The sequence below is a fragment of the Rhodococcus sp. B10 genome, assembly GCF_011770055.1.
In the GTDB taxonomy this organism is placed as follows: domain Bacteria; phylum Actinomycetota; class Actinomycetes; order Mycobacteriales; family Mycobacteriaceae; genus Rhodococcoides; species Rhodococcoides kyotonensis_B.
On sequence record NZ_JAAFYV010000008.1, the window covers coordinates 53721 to 73666 of the forward strand.

General features: G+C 67.7%; 17 protein-coding genes. 7 read left to right on the forward strand and 10 right to left on the reverse strand.

Annotated features, from left to right (window positions below; all coding sequences use genetic code 11):
- Positions 1-17 precede the first annotated feature (17 nt).
- The gene (locus RhoFasB10_RS07435) at positions 18-1334 is read left to right on the forward strand and encodes an AarF/UbiB family protein (RefSeq protein ID WP_068421411.1); all 1317 of its coding nucleotides are present in this window, start codon (positions 18-20) and stop codon (positions 1332-1334) included.
- Between the two features lie 47 nt (positions 1335-1381).
- On the opposite strand, the gene RhoFasB10_RS07440 is transcribed toward RhoFasB10_RS07435, so the two are convergent.
- The 3 genes from RhoFasB10_RS07440 to RhoFasB10_RS07450 all read right to left on the reverse strand — a co-directional run bounded on the left by RhoFasB10_RS07440 (position 1382) and on the right by RhoFasB10_RS07450 (position 4428).
- Positions 1382-1663: a WhiB family transcriptional regulator gene (locus RhoFasB10_RS07440; protein WP_114331607.1), complete on the reverse strand. Its 282-nt coding sequence runs from the start codon at positions 1661-1663 to the stop codon at positions 1382-1384.
- A 241-nt stretch (positions 1664-1904) separates the two neighbouring features.
- Positions 1905-2153 carry a hypothetical protein gene (locus RhoFasB10_RS07445; RefSeq protein WP_068421417.1) on the reverse strand — a complete coding sequence of 83 codons (249 nt, stop codon included), beginning with the start codon at positions 2151-2153 and terminating at the stop codon, positions 1905-1907.
- Between the two features lie 148 nt (positions 2154-2301).
- Positions 2302-4428, reverse strand: a complete 2127-nt coding sequence (locus tag RhoFasB10_RS07450; RefSeq protein ID WP_068421420.1) for an ATP-dependent DNA helicase UvrD2 — start codon at positions 4426-4428, stop codon at positions 2302-2304.
- A gap of 124 nt (positions 4429-4552) precedes the next feature.
- Between RhoFasB10_RS07450 and RhoFasB10_RS07455 the strand changes: the two genes are divergently transcribed.
- On the forward strand, positions 4553-4777 hold the full coding sequence (locus RhoFasB10_RS07455; protein WP_167675872.1) for a mycoredoxin: 225 nt from the start codon (positions 4553-4555) through the stop codon (positions 4775-4777).
- Between the two features lie 28 nt (positions 4778-4805).
- On the opposite strand, the gene nudC is transcribed toward RhoFasB10_RS07455, so the two are convergent.
- Together nudC and RhoFasB10_RS07465 are read right to left on the reverse strand one after the other, a co-directional pair.
- Positions 4806-5708, reverse strand: a complete 903-nt coding sequence (gene nudC, locus RhoFasB10_RS07460; RefSeq protein WP_068421612.1) for an NAD(+) diphosphatase — start codon at positions 5706-5708, stop codon at positions 4806-4808.
- 47 nt (positions 5709-5755) lie between these two features.
- Positions 5756-6823: a potassium channel family protein gene (locus RhoFasB10_RS07465; protein ID WP_068421423.1), complete on the reverse strand. Its 1068-nt coding sequence runs from the start codon at positions 6821-6823 to the stop codon at positions 5756-5758.
- Between the two features lie 128 nt (positions 6824-6951).
- Here RhoFasB10_RS07465 and RhoFasB10_RS07470 point away from each other — a divergent pair, with 128 nt between their 5' ends.
- Positions 6952-7338 (forward strand): hypothetical protein, encoded by a 387-nt coding sequence (locus tag RhoFasB10_RS07470; protein WP_068421426.1) that lies wholly within the window; start codon positions 6952-6954, stop codon positions 7336-7338.
- 4 nt (positions 7339-7342) lie between these two features.
- Here RhoFasB10_RS07470 and RhoFasB10_RS07475 read toward each other — a convergent pair whose 3' ends face one another.
- Positions 7343-10786, reverse strand: coding sequence for an ATP-dependent DNA helicase (locus tag RhoFasB10_RS07475; protein ID WP_206030613.1), 3444 nt, complete (start codon positions 10784-10786; stop codon positions 7343-7345).
- A complete protein-coding gene (locus RhoFasB10_RS07480; protein WP_167675834.1) occupies positions 10783-14157 on the reverse strand; it encodes an ATP-dependent DNA helicase in 3375 nt (1124 codons plus the stop codon). The genes RhoFasB10_RS07475 and RhoFasB10_RS07480 overlap by 4 nt, the downstream gene beginning before the upstream one ends.
- Before the next feature lie 95 nt (positions 14158-14252).
- Between RhoFasB10_RS07480 and RhoFasB10_RS07485 the strand changes: the two genes are divergently transcribed.
- Genes RhoFasB10_RS07485 through RhoFasB10_RS07500 form a run of 4 tightly spaced genes read left to right on the forward strand, consistent with a single transcriptional unit; the run spans position 14253 to position 17574 of the window.
- Positions 14253-15029 carry an alpha/beta hydrolase gene (locus RhoFasB10_RS07485; RefSeq protein WP_068421432.1) on the forward strand — a complete coding sequence of 259 codons (777 nt, stop codon included), beginning with the start codon at positions 14253-14255 and terminating at the stop codon, positions 15027-15029.
- Entirely contained in the window at positions 15030-15332 is a 303-nt protein-coding gene (locus RhoFasB10_RS07490; RefSeq protein WP_068421435.1) for an MGMT family protein, read from the forward strand. It begins immediately after the preceding gene.
- Positions 15333-15343: 11 nt separating this feature from the next.
- Positions 15344-15778 carry a PaaI family thioesterase gene (locus RhoFasB10_RS07495; protein WP_068421436.1) on the forward strand — a complete coding sequence of 145 codons (435 nt, stop codon included), beginning with the start codon at positions 15344-15346 and terminating at the stop codon, positions 15776-15778.
- Between the two features lie 56 nt (positions 15779-15834).
- Positions 15835-17574 (forward strand): NTP transferase domain-containing protein, encoded by a 1740-nt coding sequence (locus tag RhoFasB10_RS07500; protein WP_261768736.1) that lies wholly within the window; start codon positions 15835-15837, stop codon positions 17572-17574.
- Here RhoFasB10_RS07500 and RhoFasB10_RS07505 read toward each other — a convergent pair.
- The 3 genes from RhoFasB10_RS07505 to nirD are packed head-to-tail and all read right to left on the reverse strand — an operon-like array spanning position 17531 to position 19872.
- Complete coding sequence (locus RhoFasB10_RS07505) at positions 17531-18271, reverse strand: sirohydrochlorin chelatase (RefSeq protein WP_084423541.1); 741 nt, start codon at positions 18269-18271, stop codon at positions 17531-17533. The genes RhoFasB10_RS07500 and RhoFasB10_RS07505 overlap by 44 nt on opposite strands.
- Positions 18272-19480 (reverse strand): uroporphyrinogen-III synthase, encoded by a 1209-nt coding sequence (locus tag RhoFasB10_RS07510; RefSeq protein WP_068421437.1) that lies wholly within the window; start codon positions 19478-19480, stop codon positions 18272-18274.
- Positions 19477-19872 carry a nitrite reductase small subunit NirD gene (gene nirD / locus RhoFasB10_RS07515; RefSeq protein WP_068421438.1) on the reverse strand — a complete coding sequence of 132 codons (396 nt, stop codon included), beginning with the start codon at positions 19870-19872 and terminating at the stop codon, positions 19477-19479. Before nirD ends, RhoFasB10_RS07510 begins: the two co-directional genes overlap by 4 nt.
- Between the last annotated feature and the right edge of the window lie 74 nt (positions 19873-19946).

The following is a 19946-nucleotide window of genomic DNA, read 5'->3' on the forward strand; positions in this document are numbered from 1 at the left end:
TCAGCCATGATGGGTACGTGCCAGACATTCCTCGTCGGGGATCAGCCCGAACCGCCAAGCTCGCTCGAATCCCCATCGGTATCGCAGGACGGGCCGCGGTCGGTTTCGGCAAGAAGCTCGCCGGTGGCAATCGCGAGGAGATCGACTCGGATCTCGCGGCCAAGGCCGCCGAACAACTGTTCTCGGTTCTCGGCGAACTCAAGGGCGGCGCAATGAAGTTCGGCCAGGCGCTGAGCGTCATGGAGGCGGCCGTTCCGGAGGAGTTCGCCGAGCCGTATCGGGAAGCACTGACCAAGCTTCAGTCGTCCGCGCCGCCACTGCCGGCAGCCAAGGTTCATCGCATGCTCGATCGCCAGCTGGGCACGGCCTGGCGATCACGGTTCGAGTCGTTCGACGACACCCCTGTCGCATCGGCGAGTATCGGGCAGGTCCACCGCGCGGTGTGGACGGACGGTCGCGATGTCGCCGTCAAGATTCAATACCCGGGCGCCGACGACGCACTGCGCGCGGATCTGAAGACGATGTCACGTTTCGCGAGCACCTTCAGCGCGATCTTCACCGGCGCCGACGTCAAGCCCGTGCTCGACGAGCTGATCGCACGGACCGAGGACGAGCTCGACTATCGCATCGAGGCCGACAGTCAGCGCGCATTCGCGAAAGAGTTCGCCGACGACCCACAGTTCGCGATTCCCCGTGTCGTCGCGAGTGCTCCGAAGGTGCTCGTCAGCGAATGGATGACGGGTACCCCCCTGTCGTCGATCATCGCGTCGGGAACCGCCGACCAGCGCAACGACGCAGGCGCCCTGCTCGCGCTGTTCGCGTTCGCTGCGCCTGCTCGCGCCGGTCTGCTGCACGCGGACCCGCATCCAGGGAATTTCATGTTGCTGCCCGACGGACGCCTCGGCGTCATCGACTTCGGAGCTACGGCGCCGATGCCGAACGGGCTACCTCCCGTTCTGGGCAGGATGGTGCGACTCGCACGCGAGGAACGGTTCGACGAATTGGTCGCACTGTGCGTGGAGAGCGGATTCGTCATTCCCGGCCGGACGGTCACCGCGAAGGAGATCGCGGACTATCTGCGCCCGTTCACGGACCCGATCCGCACGGATTCCTTCCACTTCACTCGGTCGTGGCTACAGAAAGCGGCGGGAACAGCAGCCGACTTCGACAGCGCGCAGTTCCGAACGGCGCGAGCTCTGAACATGCCCGCCGAACACATCATGATCTTCCGGGTACTCGGAGGTCTCGTCGGCATCTGTGCGCAGCTCGACGCGTACGCCCCCTACATGGCCATCCTGACGGAATGGATGCCCGGCTTCACCGACGACGTCTGATCTTCCCGATCGTCGTCGAAAAGCCGGGCATCACAAGTGGACTCGCATCACGCAACCTGCTGATCGGCCCTGTTCTTACGGGGGCGGCCACGCGGGCGTTTGCGTGCGATGACGACACCCTGATCGAGGATCTCGCCTCCCCACACGCCCCACGGCTCGGCCCGATCGAGGGCCGCGCTCAAACAGGTCCGGCGGATCGGGCAGTCGGCACACAGTGCCTTGGCCTGCTCGAGTTCCCCCGGGGTTTCGGCGAACCACAGGTCGGGATCCGCCGCTCGGCACGGAACGGCCATCTCGTCGGCGGGGCGTGTTCCGCGCTGCGCGCCCATGGTCAGCGACGTGATCGAAACCGTTGTCGCGGTGGTGTTCTCGGTCTCGAATCGGCATGTCGTCCGGATCGTGGCGGTTGACACGTCGGTCTCCTCTACTTTTCGTGCGGCGTATTCACGGTTTCTGAAACTGGTGCGAACCCGGAGGCCGAACGTTCGAATCCGAGGGGACTCATCGAACGAAAAAGGCCACGGTCCGCGTCTGCGGGTCCGTGGCCTGTGGTGGCTGAATCGACGTGGTCTACCGAGAATGCTCTCGATATCTGTCGATCACGGACGCGCTGTATGCGCGGCGGAGACGTGTAGCTGGAATTGCGCTTTTCGCTGCTGCTGCGGTGCCGGCGAACGCGGCGGTGCCTACGACAGCCGTGCTGGCTGCTGCGGGTGCGACGCGACCGGACGCGAGGAGGTGAGCGGAATCCTGAACCATCCACGTGGACAGGTCAGCAGCGACAACGCCTGCGTACTGGGCAACGATCGAATTCTTCACGATTCTCCACCTCCTCATCTCGACTCGACACGGACACACTGCATGCTCGCGGCTTCCCGTGAGCGGTGAAAACAGACTAAACCCCGTGATCGACACCGCACAAGTTATTTTCTACCTGCGGTTTCGTGTCATCGAGGCACCACTTCGACTACCTGGTCGACGATTCCCGGACGACGGCGAGAACGTCCTCTCCGAACCGCTCCAACTTCTTGGCACCGATACCCGGAATGGCGACGAGCCCACGGTCGTCCTGCGGCTGCTGCTCCGCGATGGCCGTGAGCGTCGTATCGCTGAAGACGACGTACGCCGGGACCTTCATCTCGCGCGATTTGTCGAGACGCCACGACTTCAACGCGTCGAGAAGCGCGATGTCGACGTCGGACGGGTGTGACTCGCACCGCCCGAGCATGGTGGCGCCCGTTCCGATCAACGGCTTACCGCACAGGCGGCACTTGGGGCCGGACTTCTTGGCTGCAGGCGCTGCGATGCGCGACGCGGGCGAGTCGTCCGGAATCAACCCGTTGAGGAACCGCGACCTGCGCCTCGACTTGCGGCCACCCTGGTTGCGTGCCAGTGCCCACGACAGCTGCAGGTGCTCACGAGCGCGGGTGACGCCGACATAGAGGAGTCGACGCTCTTCCTCGACGGCCGCCTCGTTGTCGGCGCTGGGGTCGTTGCCGAGCGCGTGCGTGATGGGCAGCGTGCCGTCCGCGAGCCCGACGAGGAACACCGCGTCCCATTCGAGGCCCTTGGCCGCGTGGAGCGATGCCAACGTCACGCCCTGCACGACGGGTGGGTGACGCGCCTCGGCACGAGCGGCGAGCTCGTGCAGCAGACGACCGAGATCGAGCTCGGGGTCCTGACCGATCAACTCCTCGGTGACCTGCACGAGACCGCCGAGTGACGCCCACTTCTCCCGCGCTTGGGCACCGGTCGGCTCCGTGGCCGTCAACCCGAGCGGCGCGAGCACGGCACGCACCAGCGACGGCAGGCCTGCACCCGACTTCGATTCCTCGGGTAGGTCGTCGCGGCCGGACGCAGTGCGCAATGCCGAAATACCTTGGCGTACTTCGGGTCTGTTGAAGAAGCCTTCCCCGCCGCGAACCTGGTACGGAATACCCGCGTCGGTCAACGCCTGCTCGTGCACCTCGGATTGCGCGTTGATGCGATACAGCACGGCGATCTCGGCGGGTTCGACGCCTTTGGCGATCAAGCGCTTGATCGCCCGGGCGACGCCGTCTGCTTCGGCGGGTTCGTCGTCGTACTCGGTGAACTCCGGCTCCGGACCCGGGGGCCGCTGACCGATCAATTGCAGTCGCGTTCCGGCGATACGTCCCCGCGCGGCACCGATGACCCGGTTGGCCAGCGATACGACTTCCGGCGTCGAACGATAGTCACGTTCGAGGCGTACGACCGTCGCATCCGGGAAGCGACGCGAGAAGTCGAGGAGGTAGCGCGGCGTCGCACCCGTGAACGAGTAGATGGTCTGATTGGCGTCTCCGACGACGGTCAGGTCGTCACGCTCCCCCAACCACGCGTCGAGGACACGCTGCTGCAACGGCGTCACGTCCTGGTATTCGTCGACCACGAAGCACCGGTAGCGCTCGCGGAACTCGTCGGCGACCGCGGAGTGCTCTTCCAGTGCGGCAGCGGTGTGGAGCAGTAGGTCGTCGAAGTCGAGCAGGAAGCCGTCGTCACCGCGCGTCTTCAGGTCCTCGTACCCCGCATACACCGACGCGACCTTGCCCGCGTCCATGGGAACTTCACGTCGTACGCGGGCCGCGATGGCCGCGTAGTCCTCCGGCGCGACGAGCGAGCCTTTGGCCCACTCGATTTCGCCCGCCAGGTCACGCACCGCGTCCGTCGACGTCGACACGCCCGCGCGGTGCGCGGCCTGGGAGACCAGCGCGAATTTCCGATCGAGCAGCTGCCATCCCGTGTCTCCGACGACCTGAGGCCAGAAGTATTTCAGTTGCCGAAGCGCTGCCGCGTGGAACGTGCGGGCCTGAACCGGCGGTCCTTCTCCGCCGACACCGAGCTCACGCAGACGCCCACGCATCTCTCCTGCAGCACGGGCAGTGAACGTCACCGCCAGTACCTGGCCTGCGGAAACGTGGCCCGCGGACACCAGATGCGCGATGCGCCTCGTGATGGTGCGCGTCTTGCCTGTTCCGGCGCCTGCAAGTACGCACACGGGCCCACGCGGTGCCGAGACCGCAGCGGACTGTTCGGGATCCAACCCGGCGAGCATCGAGTCCACTGGCATGCCGACCATCATGTCAGGGGGTGCCGACAACACCCGCGACCGGTCGAGCGGCGTCGACCGCGACGGAACAACCACCACGGTCGACGTGTTGACTGGTGGCGTGACTACTACCGAGAACGCCGCAGCACTGACCATGTACTCCACCACGTGGTGCGGATACTGCCGCAGATTGAAGACGCAACTCGACGAAGCAGGAATTGCCTACGACGAGATCGACATCGAGCAGGACCCCGCGGCCGCGGAGTTCGTCGGCAGCGTCAACGGCGGGAACCATGTCGTCCCGACCGTCAGGTTCGCCGACGGTTCGACGGCCACCAACCCGTCGTTGGCCGCCGTCAAGCAGGCGCTGTCTCTCTGATTACTGCGTGAACGCCGTCGTCGCCCGCCTACGCGGCGGCGGCCCAGGCTTCGAGCATTCCTCGGGCGATCGAGATCGAGCCGGGCAGCAGCAGTCGGGAGTCCGCGTCGGCGGCCCAGTCTCCGAGTTTCAGTGCGGCCTGGACCTCTGCACGGTCGAACCAGAACGCCTCGGCGATCTCGCCGTCGACGAACTCGAGAGGCTCGTCGGGATCGCCGATCGCGGAGAAACCCACCATGATCGATCGTGGGAACGGCCAGGGCTGACTGCCGAGGTACGTGATGTCGGACACCGTGATTCCGACCTCTTCCTTGATCTCGCGCGCAACGCAGGTTTCCAGAGACTCGCCCGCCTCGACGAAACCCGCCAACACCGAGAAACGACGCTCGGGCCATGCGGGCGCGCGGGCGAGCAGGACCCGGTCCGCGCCGTCGTGCACCAGACAGATGACCGCCGGGTCGGTGCGAGGAAACTCCTCGTGTCCGTTCGACGTGCTCGTGCGTGACCATCCCGCGGCCGACGGCGTCGTGGCGGCGCCGTCGAGAGCGCTGAAACTCGCCCCCGCGTGCCAATTCAGGATCGCGAGCGCGCTCGTCAGAATCGACAGTTCGGTCGCGTCGAGGTACTCCGCGAAGCTACGCAAGTCTGCCAGCTTGCCGGTGAGAACGCCGACGCGCTTGGCCCACAGATGGCGATCCTCGTGAATGCCGAGGAACACCGCGTCGAGTGCAGGTTCCGCCGAGATATCGGTGGCCGGCGTGTAGACGATGCCGGACTCGTCGACGCGCAGCTGACCTCGGTGATCGAGTTCGATGACGCGCGCGGTCGGCCAGCCTGCACGCAGCGCCGCGGTGTCTCTACGTAGTTCTTCCGCTCTGTGCAACGGAGAACGCGACAGCAGCGGAGGCTGGGAAAGCTCGAAACGTGGCACGGTGAAGACACTATCGCGGACGGGCGACGTGCCGGATTCGTGCGTCGTCACTCCCCCACACGTCGGATGTACAGCAACCGGTCCGTGGCTTCGACCGCGTCGACTTCCGGTGATCCGACGCGGAACAGTTTGCCGCCGCGGACCACTCCCAGCACGATGTCGGTGAGATGTCGAGGTGAGCCCCCGACCTCGTCGCGCTCGACCTCGCGCTCGGCGATGGCGAAGCCTGCCTCGGGCGTCAGCAGATCCTCGATCATCTCGACGACGCTCGGCGTCGACGTTGCGATACCCAGCAGTCGACCTGCTGTCTCCGACGAGATGACGACCGAGTCGGCGCCGGACTGCCGCAGCAGGTGCGTGTTCTCGGCTTCACGAATCGCGACGACGATCTTCGCTTTCGGCGCGATCTCACGCGCGGTCAACGTCACGAGCACCGCGGTGTCGTCGCGGTTGGTGGCCACGATGATGGCCGCCGCATGTTGTGCGCCGGTGAGCCGCAACACATCCGATTTGGTCGCGGAACCGTGCACGGTCACAAGACCCATGTTCGACGCGGAGTCCAGGACCGCCTGATCGGTGTCGACGACGACGATGTCCGACGCGGCGACGCCGTCGCCGAGCATCGCGTCGACGGCGGTGCGGCCCTTGGTTCCGAAACCGATGACCACGGTGTGATTGCGCACGGTGCGCCTCCATCGCTGAATTTTGAATGCCTGTCGAGACCGCTCGGTCAGAACTGCGAGCGTCGTGCCGACCAACAAGATGAGGAAGAAGATTCGAAGCGGGGTGATGACCAGGATGTTCACCAGACGCGCCGACGGCGCGATCGGGGTGATGTCGCCGTAGCCGGTGGTCGACAACGACACCGTCGCGTAGTACAGCGCGTCGAGGAACGACAGCTCGTTGTCCTGCGCGTCACGGTATCCGTCACGGTCGAGATACACGATCAGCGCGGCGACGAGCAGCGCGGCGAGCGCGATCAGGATGCGGCGATAGATGGCGCGCCACGGGCTGCTCTGCAGTTCGGGAACCCGAAGAACACCGACGAGCGCGAAATCCGGCCGCTCCGTCAAGGTGTCACCGGCGCTCAAGCGAGCACGCAATCTACCTGCCACGTCGCCTACCTAGTACGAGACTGTCCACGGCTGGCAGCGTAGCCCTCTTCTGCCGTACCGCGACGCCAGGCGCGACGAAACACCGTCGCGGACTTCGTGGACCATGACGATGTGGCACGGTGTACCCCATGACACAGGACAAGAGCAGGGCACCTGCCGTGCGTCTCGCGGTGCTGCTGGGCGGAGCCGGGGTACTTCATTTCGCGACGCCGTCGTTCTTCGACATGCAGGTACCGTCCTTCCTGCCCGGTGAGGCTCGCACGTACACCTACGTGTCCGGCGTCGCGGAACTCGGTGTCGCTGCGGCACTGGCGGTCCCGCGTACGCGTCGTGTCGGCGGCACGCTCGCGGCCGCACTGTTCGTCGCCGTGTTCCCGGCCAATCTCGACCTCGCCCGCCGCCACGTGCTCAGCCGTACCACGTCCCCCGCTGTCAAAGCTGCACTGCTCGCGCGGCTTCCTCTGCAGATTCCGTTGGTGACCGAGGCGTTTAAGGTGAGGCGTCGCGCTTCGTAGCGAATCATGGGGCGTCCGAATCGAACCGGACATCGGTCCGTCCCTCGATGAGCGCCGCCAACGCGTCGGCGTCGGGCAGCTCTGCCGGCGCCACGGTGCGGCCGCTGCGCACGTAGTGGAACGCGGCGCGCACTTTCTCGAGCGGAACCGGTTCGGCGGACACCGCAGACATCAGTTCGGCCCAGGCGATGCGGTACGCCGCGAGCTGCATCACCACCGACTTCTCCTCCTTCGGAGTCGGCTCGGCGCCCGTCTTCCAGTCGACGACGGTCCAACCGCCGTCGGAATCGGCGAACACGGCGTCGATCCGGCCCCGCAGAACCGTTCCGGCGACCGAGGTCTCGAAGGGCACCTCGACTTCGACGGGACTGCGCAGAGACCAGTCCGAGTCGAGGAAGGCCTGCTGCAGCGTCTCGAGATCGACGTCCGTCGCAGCACCCGTGTCCGCTGATCCGGGCAGTTCGTCCAGGTCGAGGAGCCGCGTCGCGCCGAATCTCCGCTCGATCCACGCGTGGAACGCCGTACCTCTGCGCGCCAACGGATTCGGCGGGAACGGCAACGGACGACGCAAGCGCGACGCCAAGGCATCGGGATCGGCCGCGAGATCGACCAACTGACTGACCGACAGGTTCTCCGGCAGCGCAACGGTCACAGTGGATCCGGCTCGTTCCGCTCGTTCGGCCAGCAGGGCGTCCACGTCCGCCGCCCACTGCTCGGGATCGGCGTCGTTGTCATTCTGCGGCTCGTCGTCCTGCTGGTCGTCGTCCTGCTGCTCGCTCGTCCCGTCGGCACGACCGCGCAACGCCGCGAGTACGGCCCGGGCGCCGTTCTCCACCGCTGCCCGTCGCGCTCCGAGTGGATCGCGCGGCCATGACGCCGAATGCGGTTCGGCGGCAAGCGGATTGTTCACTCCGTCGTCGGGCGCGTCGGCCCACCGGTCGACGACCGCCACCGGAGCCGACTCGGTGTGCGCTCGCTCGTCGATCAACTCTTTCAGCTCGATCAGGAAGGGCGACGGTCCGCGCGGTTTGGTGGCGCTCTCGTCCCAGTGATGCGCCGACACGAACAGTGCACGCTCGGTGCGCGTGAGCGCGACGTAGAACAGACGTCTGTCCTCGGCGAGCCGGCGTCGCGCGAGCGCCTCCTTGTGGCGGTCGACGGCGTCCTGCAGGTCCTTGCGGTTGTGCAGGTCCTCCAGCTCCAGGACGGGGACACCTTCGGACATTCGGCCGTCCTCCTGGGCGACGGACCTGTCACCGCGTAGCGACGGGGGAAGTTCGGCGAGCGCGCCGAGCCAGGTCGCCGACGCCGTCGTCGACGGGAACACTCCGGTTGCGACGTGCGGAACGGCCACCACCTCCCACTCGAGGCCCTTGGCCGAGTGCACCGTCAGCACCTGGACACGATGCGGCGCCACCTCGACCTCGCCGGGCGCCAACCCGTCCTCGACCGTCTCGGCAGCACCGAGGAAGGACAGGAACCCGGTGACGGTAGCCGTCGGATTGTCGGCGTAGTCGGCCACGACACCGGCGAACTCGTCGAGGTGTTCGCGCCCGACCCCGCCGACCACGCCCGCCGCGGTACGCGCCTGCGCTTCGACACCGATGCCCATGGCTCGCTCGATGTCGGCCACCAGTTCGGTGAGCGGCTGGCCGATACGTTCGCGCAGCGAATGCACCTCGGCGGCCAGCGCTGTGATCCTGCGGTACCCGACCTCCGAATAATGCTCTGCCGGCCCGGGGTCCGCGATCGCGTCGGCGAGACCGGCTTCCTCGGATTGTTCACCGGGAAGCGAACTTTCGAGCGCGGCGTCGAGTGCGGCCCGATCGTCGACGCGTCCCGACGCGCCGAAACCACCTGCGATGGACAGTCGCTTCGCCCGCCGCGCCAATTGGCGTAGGTCGGCCGCACCGATCCGCCAGCGAGACCCGGTGAGGACACGCATCGCTGCGCTGCCCGCCATCGGATCGGCGACCAGTCGAAGCATCGCGGTGACGTCGGCGATCTCGGGTATGTGCAGTAGCCCACCGAGTCCGACGACCTCGACGGGGAGGCCACGGGACCGCAGCACCTCCGCGATCGGCTCGGCGTCGGCGTTGCGTCGAACGAGGACGGCCGCAGTGGGCGGAGGTCGGTCCTCGTCACGCGCACGTCGGTACTCGTCGGCGATCCGATCGGCGACCCATTCACGTTCGGTCAGCACGGTGTCGGTGACCGCGAGGCGGACGTCACCCGGTGTAGCGCCCGGACGCGCTCGCAGCGTCGGAACCGGAACTCCCGTGCGCCTCAGCGGTTCGGTGATGTGATTGGCCAGTTCGAGCGCCTCGGGCGGGTTACGCCAGCTCGTGAGCAGCTCGAGCCGCGGCGCCGGCGTTCCGTCGGCGAGTGGGAAGTCGGTCGCGAAACGCGGCAGATTGGCTGCCGACGCACCACGCCATCCGTAGATCGACTGCATGGGATCGCCGACGGCCGTCAACGCGAGCGTCGGATCCGATCCGCCGCCGAACAGCGACGACAGCAGCACGCGTTGAGCGTGCCCGGTGTCCTGGTATTCGTCGAGCAGAACGAGTCGGAACCGTTCGCGTTCGGCGCGGCCGACCGGGGCGTGGTCGGCGGCCACACGCGCGGCGAGCGACATCTGGCTGCCGAAGTCCAGCGCGCCCTCGCGCCTGAGTGTCTGCGCGAGCCGCTCGACCAGTGGGAGCAACGCGATCCGATCGTGTTGCGCGGCAAGGATGTCGAGCAGCGCCTTCGACGGGCCACCGCGCTGCTTGGGGCCCGCGGGCAGACCGTGCACGAGTTTGTCCAGGTCGGTATGCGCCTCGCGAAGATCGTCGGGATCGACGAGGTGTTCGGCGAGCTGACCGGACAGAGCCAGTACGGCTTCGGTGATCGACGTCGGGTTGCGATCGGTGTCGAGGTCACCGTCCCACGTGCTGACGACACGATGGGCCAGTTGCCACAGCTCGGTCTCGGACAGCAGTGTGGCCGACGGTTCGATCGGCAGCAGCAGGCCGTGTTCGGTCAAAAGTCGGCCCGCGTACGAGTGGTAGGTGCTGACCTCCGGCTCACCGGTCAGAATGCGCTCGCGCAGATGCAGACTCGGGTCGAGGGCACGGACGACATCCGATCCGGCAAGGCGGTTCAGCCGCGCACGAATACGGGTGGTCAACTGCTGTGCGGCCTTTCGGGTGAACGTCAGGCCGAGCACGCTGTCGGGGTCGACGAATTCGTTGGCCACCATCCACACGACGCGTGCAGCCATCGTCTCGGTCTTGCCGGCGCCGGCTCCGGCGACGACGAGGGTCGGACCCGAGGGCGCGGAGATGACCGCGGCTTGCTCGGCGGTCGGGGGATGTTTCTGACCGAGTGCACGGGCCAACTCGATCGGATCGATGCGGGGTTCCGGTCGTTCCTGCCGCTTCTTCGGCGCGGATCGGGTGGTCAACTGTCGGTCACCTGCCTTCCGGTCTCGTGCGCGGGACAGCTCGACTTGACCGGGCAGTGCCTGCACCCGTCGTTGACGAAGGCCCTGAACGTGGGGCCCTTCGTCGCGGCGGCCGCGGCGTGCACGATGTCGCGCCATTCCTCCAGCGTCTCGGGACTCGGCGGTTCCTGCATCCGCTGTGTCGCGCCGTCCTTGTTGTGCGGCTTGGCCACGTAGACGAGGCGTGCGCCTCCCGGTTGTGCTGCGGGCTCCCCCTCGATAGCTCCGGCCGCAGCCGCGACCTGGTAGGTCGCGAGCTGATTGTGGCTCCGCGCATCTTCTTTCGACAGAGCACTCTTGGCCGTCTTGACGTCGATGATCACCGGCCTGCCGTCGGCGTCGTGCTCGAGACGGTCGATACGGCCACGTAACGCCACCGCCGGTTCGTCGTCCGTCCGTGCAGGCAGCACTCCCTGCACCGTCACTTCGACGCCGGCTTCGGTCAATTCTCCCCTGGTGCCGCGCAGCCATGCTTCGAACGTCTCGAGCATCGTGGCGGTTCGATCGAGCTCCCGCCGCGAGAACCACTGCGACCCGAGATCCACGGCATCCCAAGCTGTTTCGAGGGCACGTCGGACCTGATCTGGTGGCATGTTGCCGGCGACCGCCTGCACGAGCGTGTGCACGAGCGTTCCCGTCACGGCATGGGCGTTGGCACCGTCGTTGCCTCCGTGACGATCGAGCATCCACCGCAGCGGGCACGTCGTCAGCTGCTCGACCGTCGACGGCGACAGCGGAACCGGTCCGTCGTCGACGGTCCACAGCGGCGCATCGGTGCTGACATCCGCAAGCCCGAACCACTCGTCGGGGTGAGCTCCCTTGACCCCCGCGTCGGCGAGGCGCGCCAGTTGCGCCGCGGCGCGATTCCATTTCGCGGAATCCTGTTCTGCGACAACGGAATCACACAGGACGCTGCGCAGTTCGGCCACCAACATGGGCAGCGCGAGCACCCGCTCGTTCGACTCCTTGTCCTGTGCGTGCGTCGACCAGTCGTCGGCGTCCTGGGAGCCCTGCTCGTCGGCGTCGCCCGCCACGAGCTCGTCGACGAACCGGGATCGGACGAGATCCGCGTCGCCGGTGCTCGAATCGACCGCCGAGACGATCAGGATGGATCGAGCGCGGCTGCACGCCACCATGAACAGCTTGCGTTCCTCCGCGAGCAACGGTGCCGTACGAGACAGTCTGCCGTCGATCAACGAGGCGGCGTCGGCGATTCCCGACGTGAGGTCGACGAGCGACTCGGTACCGAGGAGACTGCCTCGGGCCCGCAGCCCGGGCCACAGCCCCTCCTGCACTCCGGGGACCGCGACGAGTTCCCATTCCCGTCCCGCGGCCGAGTGCGCACTGAGGACGGTGACGGCGTCGGTTGCGGCCGCCGCCGAGATACGGGTGCCCGGGATCTGCTGTTGGGTGATGTAGTCGACGAATCCGGCGAGCCGCGCCTGGGGCAACCGGTCGACGTAGGACGCAGCGGCGTCGAACAGTGCGACGACGGCGTCGAGATCCCGATCCGCCTGCGCACCCGCAGAGCCGCCCCACGCCGACACCGATGCCCACCGCCGTTCCAGACCGGTGCCCTGCCATGCCGCCCACAGCACGTCCTCGACGCCGCGCCCACGTCGAGCGACGGCAGCGGCCTTCCGTACCACCGACAGGACTCGACGCAGCGGCGCCGACTCGACGTCCGAGAGCTCGGACACCCACGCCGAATCCGACTGTGGCGCATCGCCTTCCGAGCGCCGGGACCCGGCGTCGACGATGACCGCCCGCAGGAGTTCCGACGAGTCGCGTTCGCCGCCCGCGGCCAACTCGATTCGCCGGACGCCACGGCGCAGCCGACGCAGCGCAACAGGATCGGCGCCGCCGATCGGACCGGACAGCAACGCGAGCGCGTCCTCACCGTCGAACGAGTCGTCGACCATGGACCGCAGCACCAACAGCAGACCCACGGCACCGTGCTGCCGATGCAGCGGCAGTTCCGACGCCGGGGTCACGACGGGAACACCCGCCGCCTGCAGTGCTCGTCGCAGCGGTGCGACGACCCTGGGAACCGACCGCACGACGACGGCCATCTCCGACCACGGCATGCCGTCGACCAGATGGGCGCGCCGCATGACGTCGGCGATGGCAGTGGCCTCCTTGGCCGCCGACGCGTGCACCCGAACGAGCGCCTTGGCCTCGCCGAAACGCGGTGCGCCGACTGCCTCCGCACCTCGATGACGCGCGAGACCCGGAAGTCGGCCCGCGATGGAGTGAGCGATCTTCGCAACGACGGGATCGCTACGAAAGTTGTGCGTCAGCACCACTCGGCGAGCATCCCCCGGCTCGGCCAGATCCGCGACGAACGACGGGTCGGCACCGCGGAACGTGAAGACCGATTGGTCGGGGTCGCCCGCGACGACGGTGGAGTCGGTGTTGCTGCCGATGGCCCGAATCAAGTGCGCCGCTTGTGGATCGAGATGCTGCGCGTCGTCGACGACGAGGTGCCTGATGCGGGCGCGCTCGGATTGCAACAGCTCCGGGTCGGTCGCGAAGGCCATCAGCGCGCTGCCGATGAGCTCCGCGGCGTCGAGCCCGGGCGCCGACGCCCCTGCTGCCTCCATTCCGACGGCACCGCGCAGCAACATGGCCTGCTCGTAGCGCGCCGCGAACTTGCCGACGGCGACCCATTCCTCGCGTCCGTGCTTTCGGCCGAGTTTGACGAGGTCCTCCGGGCCGATACCCCGTTCGGCCGAGCGCAGCATCAGATCGCGGACCGCCGTGGCGAAACCCGACATGCCGAGTGCAGGGCGCAGCCTCTCCGGCCAGTCGGCAGCGCCGTCCTCGATGTCTCCTCGCAGCATCTCGCGGACCACGGCGTCCTGCTCGGCGCCGGTGAGAAGCCGAGGAGGTGGGTTGCCGTAGATGGCCGCCTGCAGACGCAGGACGGCGAACGCGTACGAGTGGACGGTGCGCACCAACGGTTCACGCGTCGCTCGCACCGGAAGTTCGCCGGCGAACAGTCCCGCGGTGATCTGCTCGCGCATCCGGACCGAAGCCCGTTTCGACTGCGTCAGCACGAGCACCGATTCCGGGTCGCCGTCCGCGATGCGGGACACCGCGTAATCGGCCATCAACGAGGTCTTGCCGGTGCCGGGACCGCCGAGCACCTGCCACGGACGCCACGCCGCACCTCCGTCGGCTGCGGCTTCGGCGGCATCCGAGAAACTGGTCAACAACCGCTGGGCGTCGCCCGACCACGTGCGACGAGCCTGCGCGACGCGAGGCGCCCGCACGAGCGTCGCCCCGCCCTGCCTGTCACCGCCCTGCCTGTCACCGCCGCGTCCGTCCATGGAAGAAGATTGGATCACGCCCCACCGACACACTCGCATCCCGTGACCGTCCGACCCGGCGCCCTGCGATCGCATCGATGCGGCAGACTGAACCGGTGCCCCAGCTGAACCTTCACACGTACGGGCCGGTCGACGGGCCCGAGATCCTTGCCGTGCACGGCATGACCGGACACGGCGCCCGCTGGCGTGACCTCGCCGAGAATCATCTGCCCGAGGCCCGATTCCTCGCCCCGGACCTGATCGGCCACGGCCGATCGCCGTCGACTCCGCCGTGGGACATCGCCGCGCAGATCGGTGCACTGCGAACGCTCGTCGAGAACCACGCGCGTGGACCGGTCCTGGTCGTCGGCCATTCGTACGGCGGCGCGCTGGCCGTGCATCTGGCGGCGACGCATCCCGAGCTCGTGCGAGGGCTCGTTCTTCTCGACCCGGCGATCGAGATCGACCCGAACGACCTGCTCGAGGTCGCCGAGCTCACCGCCAAGTATCCCGACTACACCGATGCCGACGAGGCGAAGTCGGAGAAGATCAACGGCGCGTGGGCGGACGTTCCCGTCGAACTTCTGGATCGCGAGATCGAGGAGCATCTCGAACGGGCCGACAACGGCCGCGTCAAGTGGCGCATGTCGACGGCGGCGATCGTCGCGTCGTGGGGTGAGCTCGCGCGGCCGCTCGTCGTGCCCCCGGCGGGTACGAGGACCGTCGTCGTGCAGGCGATGCGCGTACAGCCACCGTACGTGACCGACCAGTTCAAGAAGGCGCTCGATGCACAGCTGGGTGACGACCTGACGATCGTCGAACTCGACTGCGATCACATGGTTCCTCAGGCCAAGCCCGCCGACGTCGCCGATCTGGTGCGTGAGCTGTTGTAGATGGCGCGCATCACGGACGAGCAGGTCGAGACCGTGCGATCGCTGGTCGCATCCATTCCCCCGGGCCACGTCGCGACGTACGGGGACATCTGCGCGGCCGCCGGGCTGTCCAGCCCGCGCATCGTGGGCTGGATCATGCGAACGGACTCTGCGGACCTTCCGTGGCATCGAGTGCTGTCGGCCAGCGGAAAGCCGGCCGCGCACCTGGCCACGCGGCAGCTCGAACAATTGCGCGCCGAGGGCATCCTGGCTCGGGACGGTCGAGTGGACCTGAAAGCAATCCGCTTCCCGTTCACCGACTAACCTCGTCAGGTATGGATCTCGGACAGTTCGACCCGCGGTCGACCGCGAAGTACGCCCTGAAGAAGGCAAGTCCGTTCGTCGCCGCTGCCGGTCTGGTCGTCGACGAGGTGTCGGGTACACGCGTCGTCGGCCACATCGAGCTGTCCGAGGAGCACTTCACCCCCTGGGGCGTCGTGCACGGCGGCGTCTACACGACGGCCGTCGAGAGCGCCGCCAGCATCGGTGCGAGCGAGGCCGTGAAGGAACGAGGCGAGTTCGCCGTCGGCGTGCACAACGGAACCGATTTCCTGCGCGCCAGCAAGGGCGGACGCGTCGACGTCGTCGCGGAACCGTTGCAGCAGGGCCGCGTTCAACAGTTGTGGCTGGTGACCGTCACGGCTTCGGACAGCGGCAAGACCATCGCGCGCGGTCAGGTTCGACTGCAGAACGTGCCGCTTCCGACGTGACCTCACACCCGGTCGGGTCGTCCCGGCAGGCGCAACTCCCGGATACCGGCTCGTTCCTGCAGGCTCCACTCCCCGATTTCGACGCCGTCGTACTCGCCGGCGGGTCGGCTCGGCGCATGGGAGGCATCGACAAACCCGGTCTCGGTGTCGGCGGGATGCCCCTCGTGCACAGGGCCGTCGAGGCCGTCGGAGACGCACGACGGATCGTCGTCGTGGGTCCTCACCGCGACGATCTCGCCGACGACGTCCTCCAGACACGCGAGGAGCCTGTCCGCTCCGGACCCGTCGCAGCCATCGCCGCGGGGCTGCAAGCACTGTCGCGGTCCACGGCCGACATCGTCGTGGTCATCGCGGCCGACCTTCCGTTCGTCGACACCCGCGCCATCACCACTCTTGTTGCAGCCGTGGGTGATTCACCCGTCGTGTTCGCGACGGACGACGCCGGAAGGACACAGTATCTCTTCGGCGCGTGGGCACGTTCGACACTGAACCACAAGATAAACGCACTCGAAGACGTTGCAGGACAGCCTGTTCGCTCCCTCCTCCCGGACGATTACCGCACCGTCGCCGTCCCCGGTACCGACGACTGCGATACACCGGACGACGTGCGCCGAGCACGGGAACGCACCGCCCTCCACGCGTCGGGCATCGAGGCATCACGGGCGAGGATTCGAGAACGGTTGTCGCCCATTGCGGTACGCCACGTACCTCCGGTGGAGGCCGAGGGAGGTGTCCTCGCCGACGCCCTCGTCGCTGCCGGTGCGCTCCCCCACGTCGACACGTCCGCGATGGACGGCTACGCGGTGGCAGGCGACGAGCCGTGGACGGTGCGAGGCGAGGTTGCCTTCGCGGGAACGTCGGATCTCGAAGACATGCACGACGGCGACGCCGTTCGCATCGCAACCGGAGCGCGGGTTCCCGACGGCGCCACCGCCGTCGTGCGGGACGAGCACGTCGTCGTCGGCGACGACGGGCTCCTGCGTCGACGTCCCGACGCACCGGTGCGGAACGACGCACGCCGACGCGGTGAGGACTGGCGACCGGGGACCGAACTGGTCTCTGCGGGAACGACCGTCTCGGCCGCCGTGGTATCGGTCGCTCTCAGCGCCGAGGTGGGCAACCTGCCGGTTCGCGGGCCGGTTCGTGCCCGAACCGTGTTCAGCGGGAACGAGATCCGCGCCGAGGGTCCACTCGACCCCGGTCAGACCCGTGACAGCATCGGCCCGGTCCTTCCGCGCTACCTTCGTTCGTGCTGCGTCGACACGGCGGACTCCGTGCACCTCCACGACACACCTGCCGCGTTCGACGAACTACTCGCCGACGCGTCGGACGTGGACCTGCTGGTCGTCGTCGGCGCGACAGGCGGCGGCGCGGCGGATCAACTCAGGTCTGCGTTGAACCGGGCGTCAGCGGAGACCATCGTGAGCCGGGTCCCCATCCGCCCCGGCGGATCTCAGATCACGGCGGTCCTGCCGAACGGGGTCGTCGTGCTCGGGCTGCCCGGCAATCCATTGGCGGCCGTCAGCACCCTGATGATGACGGCACCCGCGATCGTCGACGCGTTGACCGGCAGGATACCCACCACGCCGTGGCTCGGCTTCCTCACCAACGCTGCCGACGTCGCGTCCGACAGTGCGCGCATCGTTCCCGTCTCGCGCGATGGGGTGGGATGGCGCGCGGACACCGCCGTGCGCACCGCACACCTGCTTCACCTCGTGGGTCACGACGCGTTGGCGGTCGTCCCGCCGCATGTCAGCCCCGACGACCCCGTGGAGCTACTTCCGCTGTTTCGGTAGGAATCGAATCGTGGAGAACCGCTGCACCGGCACGGAATCGGTCGACGACGAGATCGACGATCCCAGCGTGGACGCCGAGCGGATCGGCGACGCCGTCGCTGCCCGCGTCGACGAGCCTGGAGTGGAACAGCCCGCGTGCCAGCAGGTACGACGCCACGAAGACTCTCCTGTGGCCGTCTCGACGGAGCTCGGCGACTACGTCGGGCACCGCGGGCTGTGCGGTTGCGACGTACCCGATACGCACCGGCACCTGCGCGAGGTCGGCCAGCATCGCCGCCGCACGACGGTGGTCCCGTAGTGCTCGCTGGTCGGACGATCCCGCCGCGGCGAACACGATGGCGTCGCCGTCGTTCCAGCCCACTGCGCGCAGCCGCTCGAGCATGACCTGCGCGAACACCGGATCGGGACCGAGTGCACGCGTGACCGTCACCCGCGAGTGCTCGCTGTCGGCAACCTCGCGGGGAACGTCGGTATGCACGTGATAGCCGGAGGCCAGGAACGCAGGTACCACGACAGCGGGAGCCGTGAGACCTCTCAGCACTTCGGACGGAGACGGACCGAGCACGTCGACGAACGCGACGCGCGTCTCGCCGACCTCGCGGCCGACCGCGTCGGCCAGTTCGGCGACCATCTCGACGCCGCGGGGATTGCGGGTTCCGTGCGCGACCAGCACGAGCGTCGGGTTCTTCACGTTCATCTAGTACTTGCTCCCCTCGGGAACTCGAATCGGTGGTGCGGAGGGGATGTGCGACCGGTCGTCGACGGCGACGTCGGCGGGATCGATCGCGAGGCGATATCCCCTCTTGACCACGGTTTGAATGGTCTTCGGTGCGCCCAGTGACGACCGGAGCCGTGTCATCGCGGTCTCGACGGCGTGGGTGTCGTCGCCACCGCCGGGCAGCGACGCCAGCAGTTCGTCGCGGGACACGACCTGCCCCGGCCTACGGGCCAGTGTCTTCACCAGGGCCATCCCGGCGGGTGAGATCGAACGCACGACGCCGTCGACGACGACGCATCGACCCCGGATGCTGATCGAATGACCGCCCGCCTGCATCGGCCGCGCACGCCGCGGGAGTTCCTCGGCGATATGTCTGGCCAGTGCACCCAGGCGAGCGCGCGCCGGCTGCGTCGTCGCCACCTTCAGATGTTCGAGCGGCGCCGCCGTCACCGGACCCACGCACACGGGCAGAACCCGGGTGCGCAGCGAGTGCAGCAGTGGTTCGAGCACACCGCTGACGTCCGCGCGCATCAGCAGCGACGCCACGGCAGGTGCACTCGTGAAGCTGACGGCGTCGAGATCGCCGACGAGCACCGCCTCGATCATCCGGTCCATCGGCGTGCCGTCGTCGGGGGCGGTCCACCGATACACCGGCACGGGCACGACGTCCGCGCCTGCGTCGCGCAGCGCCTCGCAGAAGTCCGGCACCGGTTCCCATTCGGTTGTCGCACCGTGCAATTGAACGGCGACACGTTTACCCGCGACTCCTTCGTCGAGAAGGTGTTCGAGCACCTCCGCCGACGACTCCGATGCGGGCGACCATTCCTCGCGGAGGTCGGCCGCACGGATGGCACCCTTGGCCTTCGGTCCGCGAGCCAACAGTCTCGACGACGCGAGTGCCCGCCCCAGGCTTTCTGCCCTACCCCATCCGTCGGCGGCCTCGACCCATCCACGAAATCCGATTCCGGTCGTGGCGACGGTGATGTCCGGTGGCTCGGCGATGATGCTGTCGGTGACGCGTTCGAGTTCTGCGTCGTCGGCGAGCGGGATGATGCGGATCGCCGGAGCGTGCATCACCGATGCGCCTCGGCGCTCCAGCAACGTCGCGAACTCCTCGGCACGACGCGACGCGGTGACCCCGACGGCAAACCCTGCCAGAGGCGTAGCAGCCTCGGCGGCTTGGCTCATGTCGTCGCGCCCCGCACGAAGATCACACCGTCGACCACCTTTGTCTCGAACGAGCCGAGGCCGACCGACTCGTCGTCGAGGCAACGGCCGTCGACGAGCGAGAACACCTGCTTGAGCAGCGGCGACGCCACGGTCGGCTCCCCTGCGCGGTCACCGACCAGGCCACGGGACATGACCGCGGCGCGGCCGAACGGATCGATGTTCCCGACGGCGTACACGTCACCTCCGGGGAGAACGAACAGTGCAGCCTGCACGCCTCCTCGCAGCAGCACCGCCACGCCTCGGCCGGGAACCAGGGTGTCGATCGCGGCCGCTGCCGTCCATTCGCGAGCGGCGTGCGTGCCGGCCGAGACGGCCCGGTCCGTGCTGGTTCGAGTATCGATGACAGTCATTCGAGTACCTCCTGGTGCTATTGCACGTTGCCGATGTTTCTTCGTCGTTAAGCAGCCATTACTGCGGTGTGCAC

Excerpts from the sequence above, each read along its gene's own strand:
- RhoFasB10_RS07505 (WP_084423541.1), bottom strand. The coding sequence starts at position 18,271 with ATGAACGTGAAGAACCCGACGCTCGTGCTGGTCGCGCACGGAACCCGC.
- RhoFasB10_RS07450 (WP_068421420.1), bottom strand. The coding sequence starts at position 4,428 with ATGGTCGGCATGCCAGTGGACTCGATGCTCGCCGGGTTGGATCCCGAA.
- RhoFasB10_RS07510 (WP_068421437.1), bottom strand. The coding sequence starts at position 19,480 with ATGAGCCAAGCCGCCGAGGCTGCTACGCCTCTGGCAGGGTTTGCCGTC.
- RhoFasB10_RS07480 (WP_167675834.1), bottom strand. The coding sequence starts at position 14,157 with ATGGACGGACGCGGCGGTGACAGGCAGGGCGGTGACAGGCAGGGCGGG.
- RhoFasB10_RS07455 (WP_167675872.1), top strand. The coding sequence starts at position 4,553 with ATGTACTCCACCACGTGGTGCGGATACTGCCGCAGATTGAAGACGCAA.
- RhoFasB10_RS07495 (WP_068421436.1), top strand. The coding sequence starts at position 15,344 with ATGGATCTCGGACAGTTCGACCCGCGGTCGACCGCGAAGTACGCCCTG.
- RhoFasB10_RS07470 (WP_068421426.1), top strand. The coding sequence starts at position 6,952 with ATGACACAGGACAAGAGCAGGGCACCTGCCGTGCGTCTCGCGGTGCTG.
- RhoFasB10_RS07490 (WP_068421435.1), top strand. The coding sequence starts at position 15,030 with ATGGCGCGCATCACGGACGAGCAGGTCGAGACCGTGCGATCGCTGGTC.
- nirD (WP_068421438.1), bottom strand. The coding sequence starts at position 19,872 with ATGACTGTCATCGATACTCGAACCAGCACGGACCGGGCCGTCTCGGCC.
- RhoFasB10_RS07440 (WP_114331607.1), bottom strand. The coding sequence starts at position 1,663 with ATGGGCGCGCAGCGCGGAACACGCCCCGCCGACGAGATGGCCGTTCCG.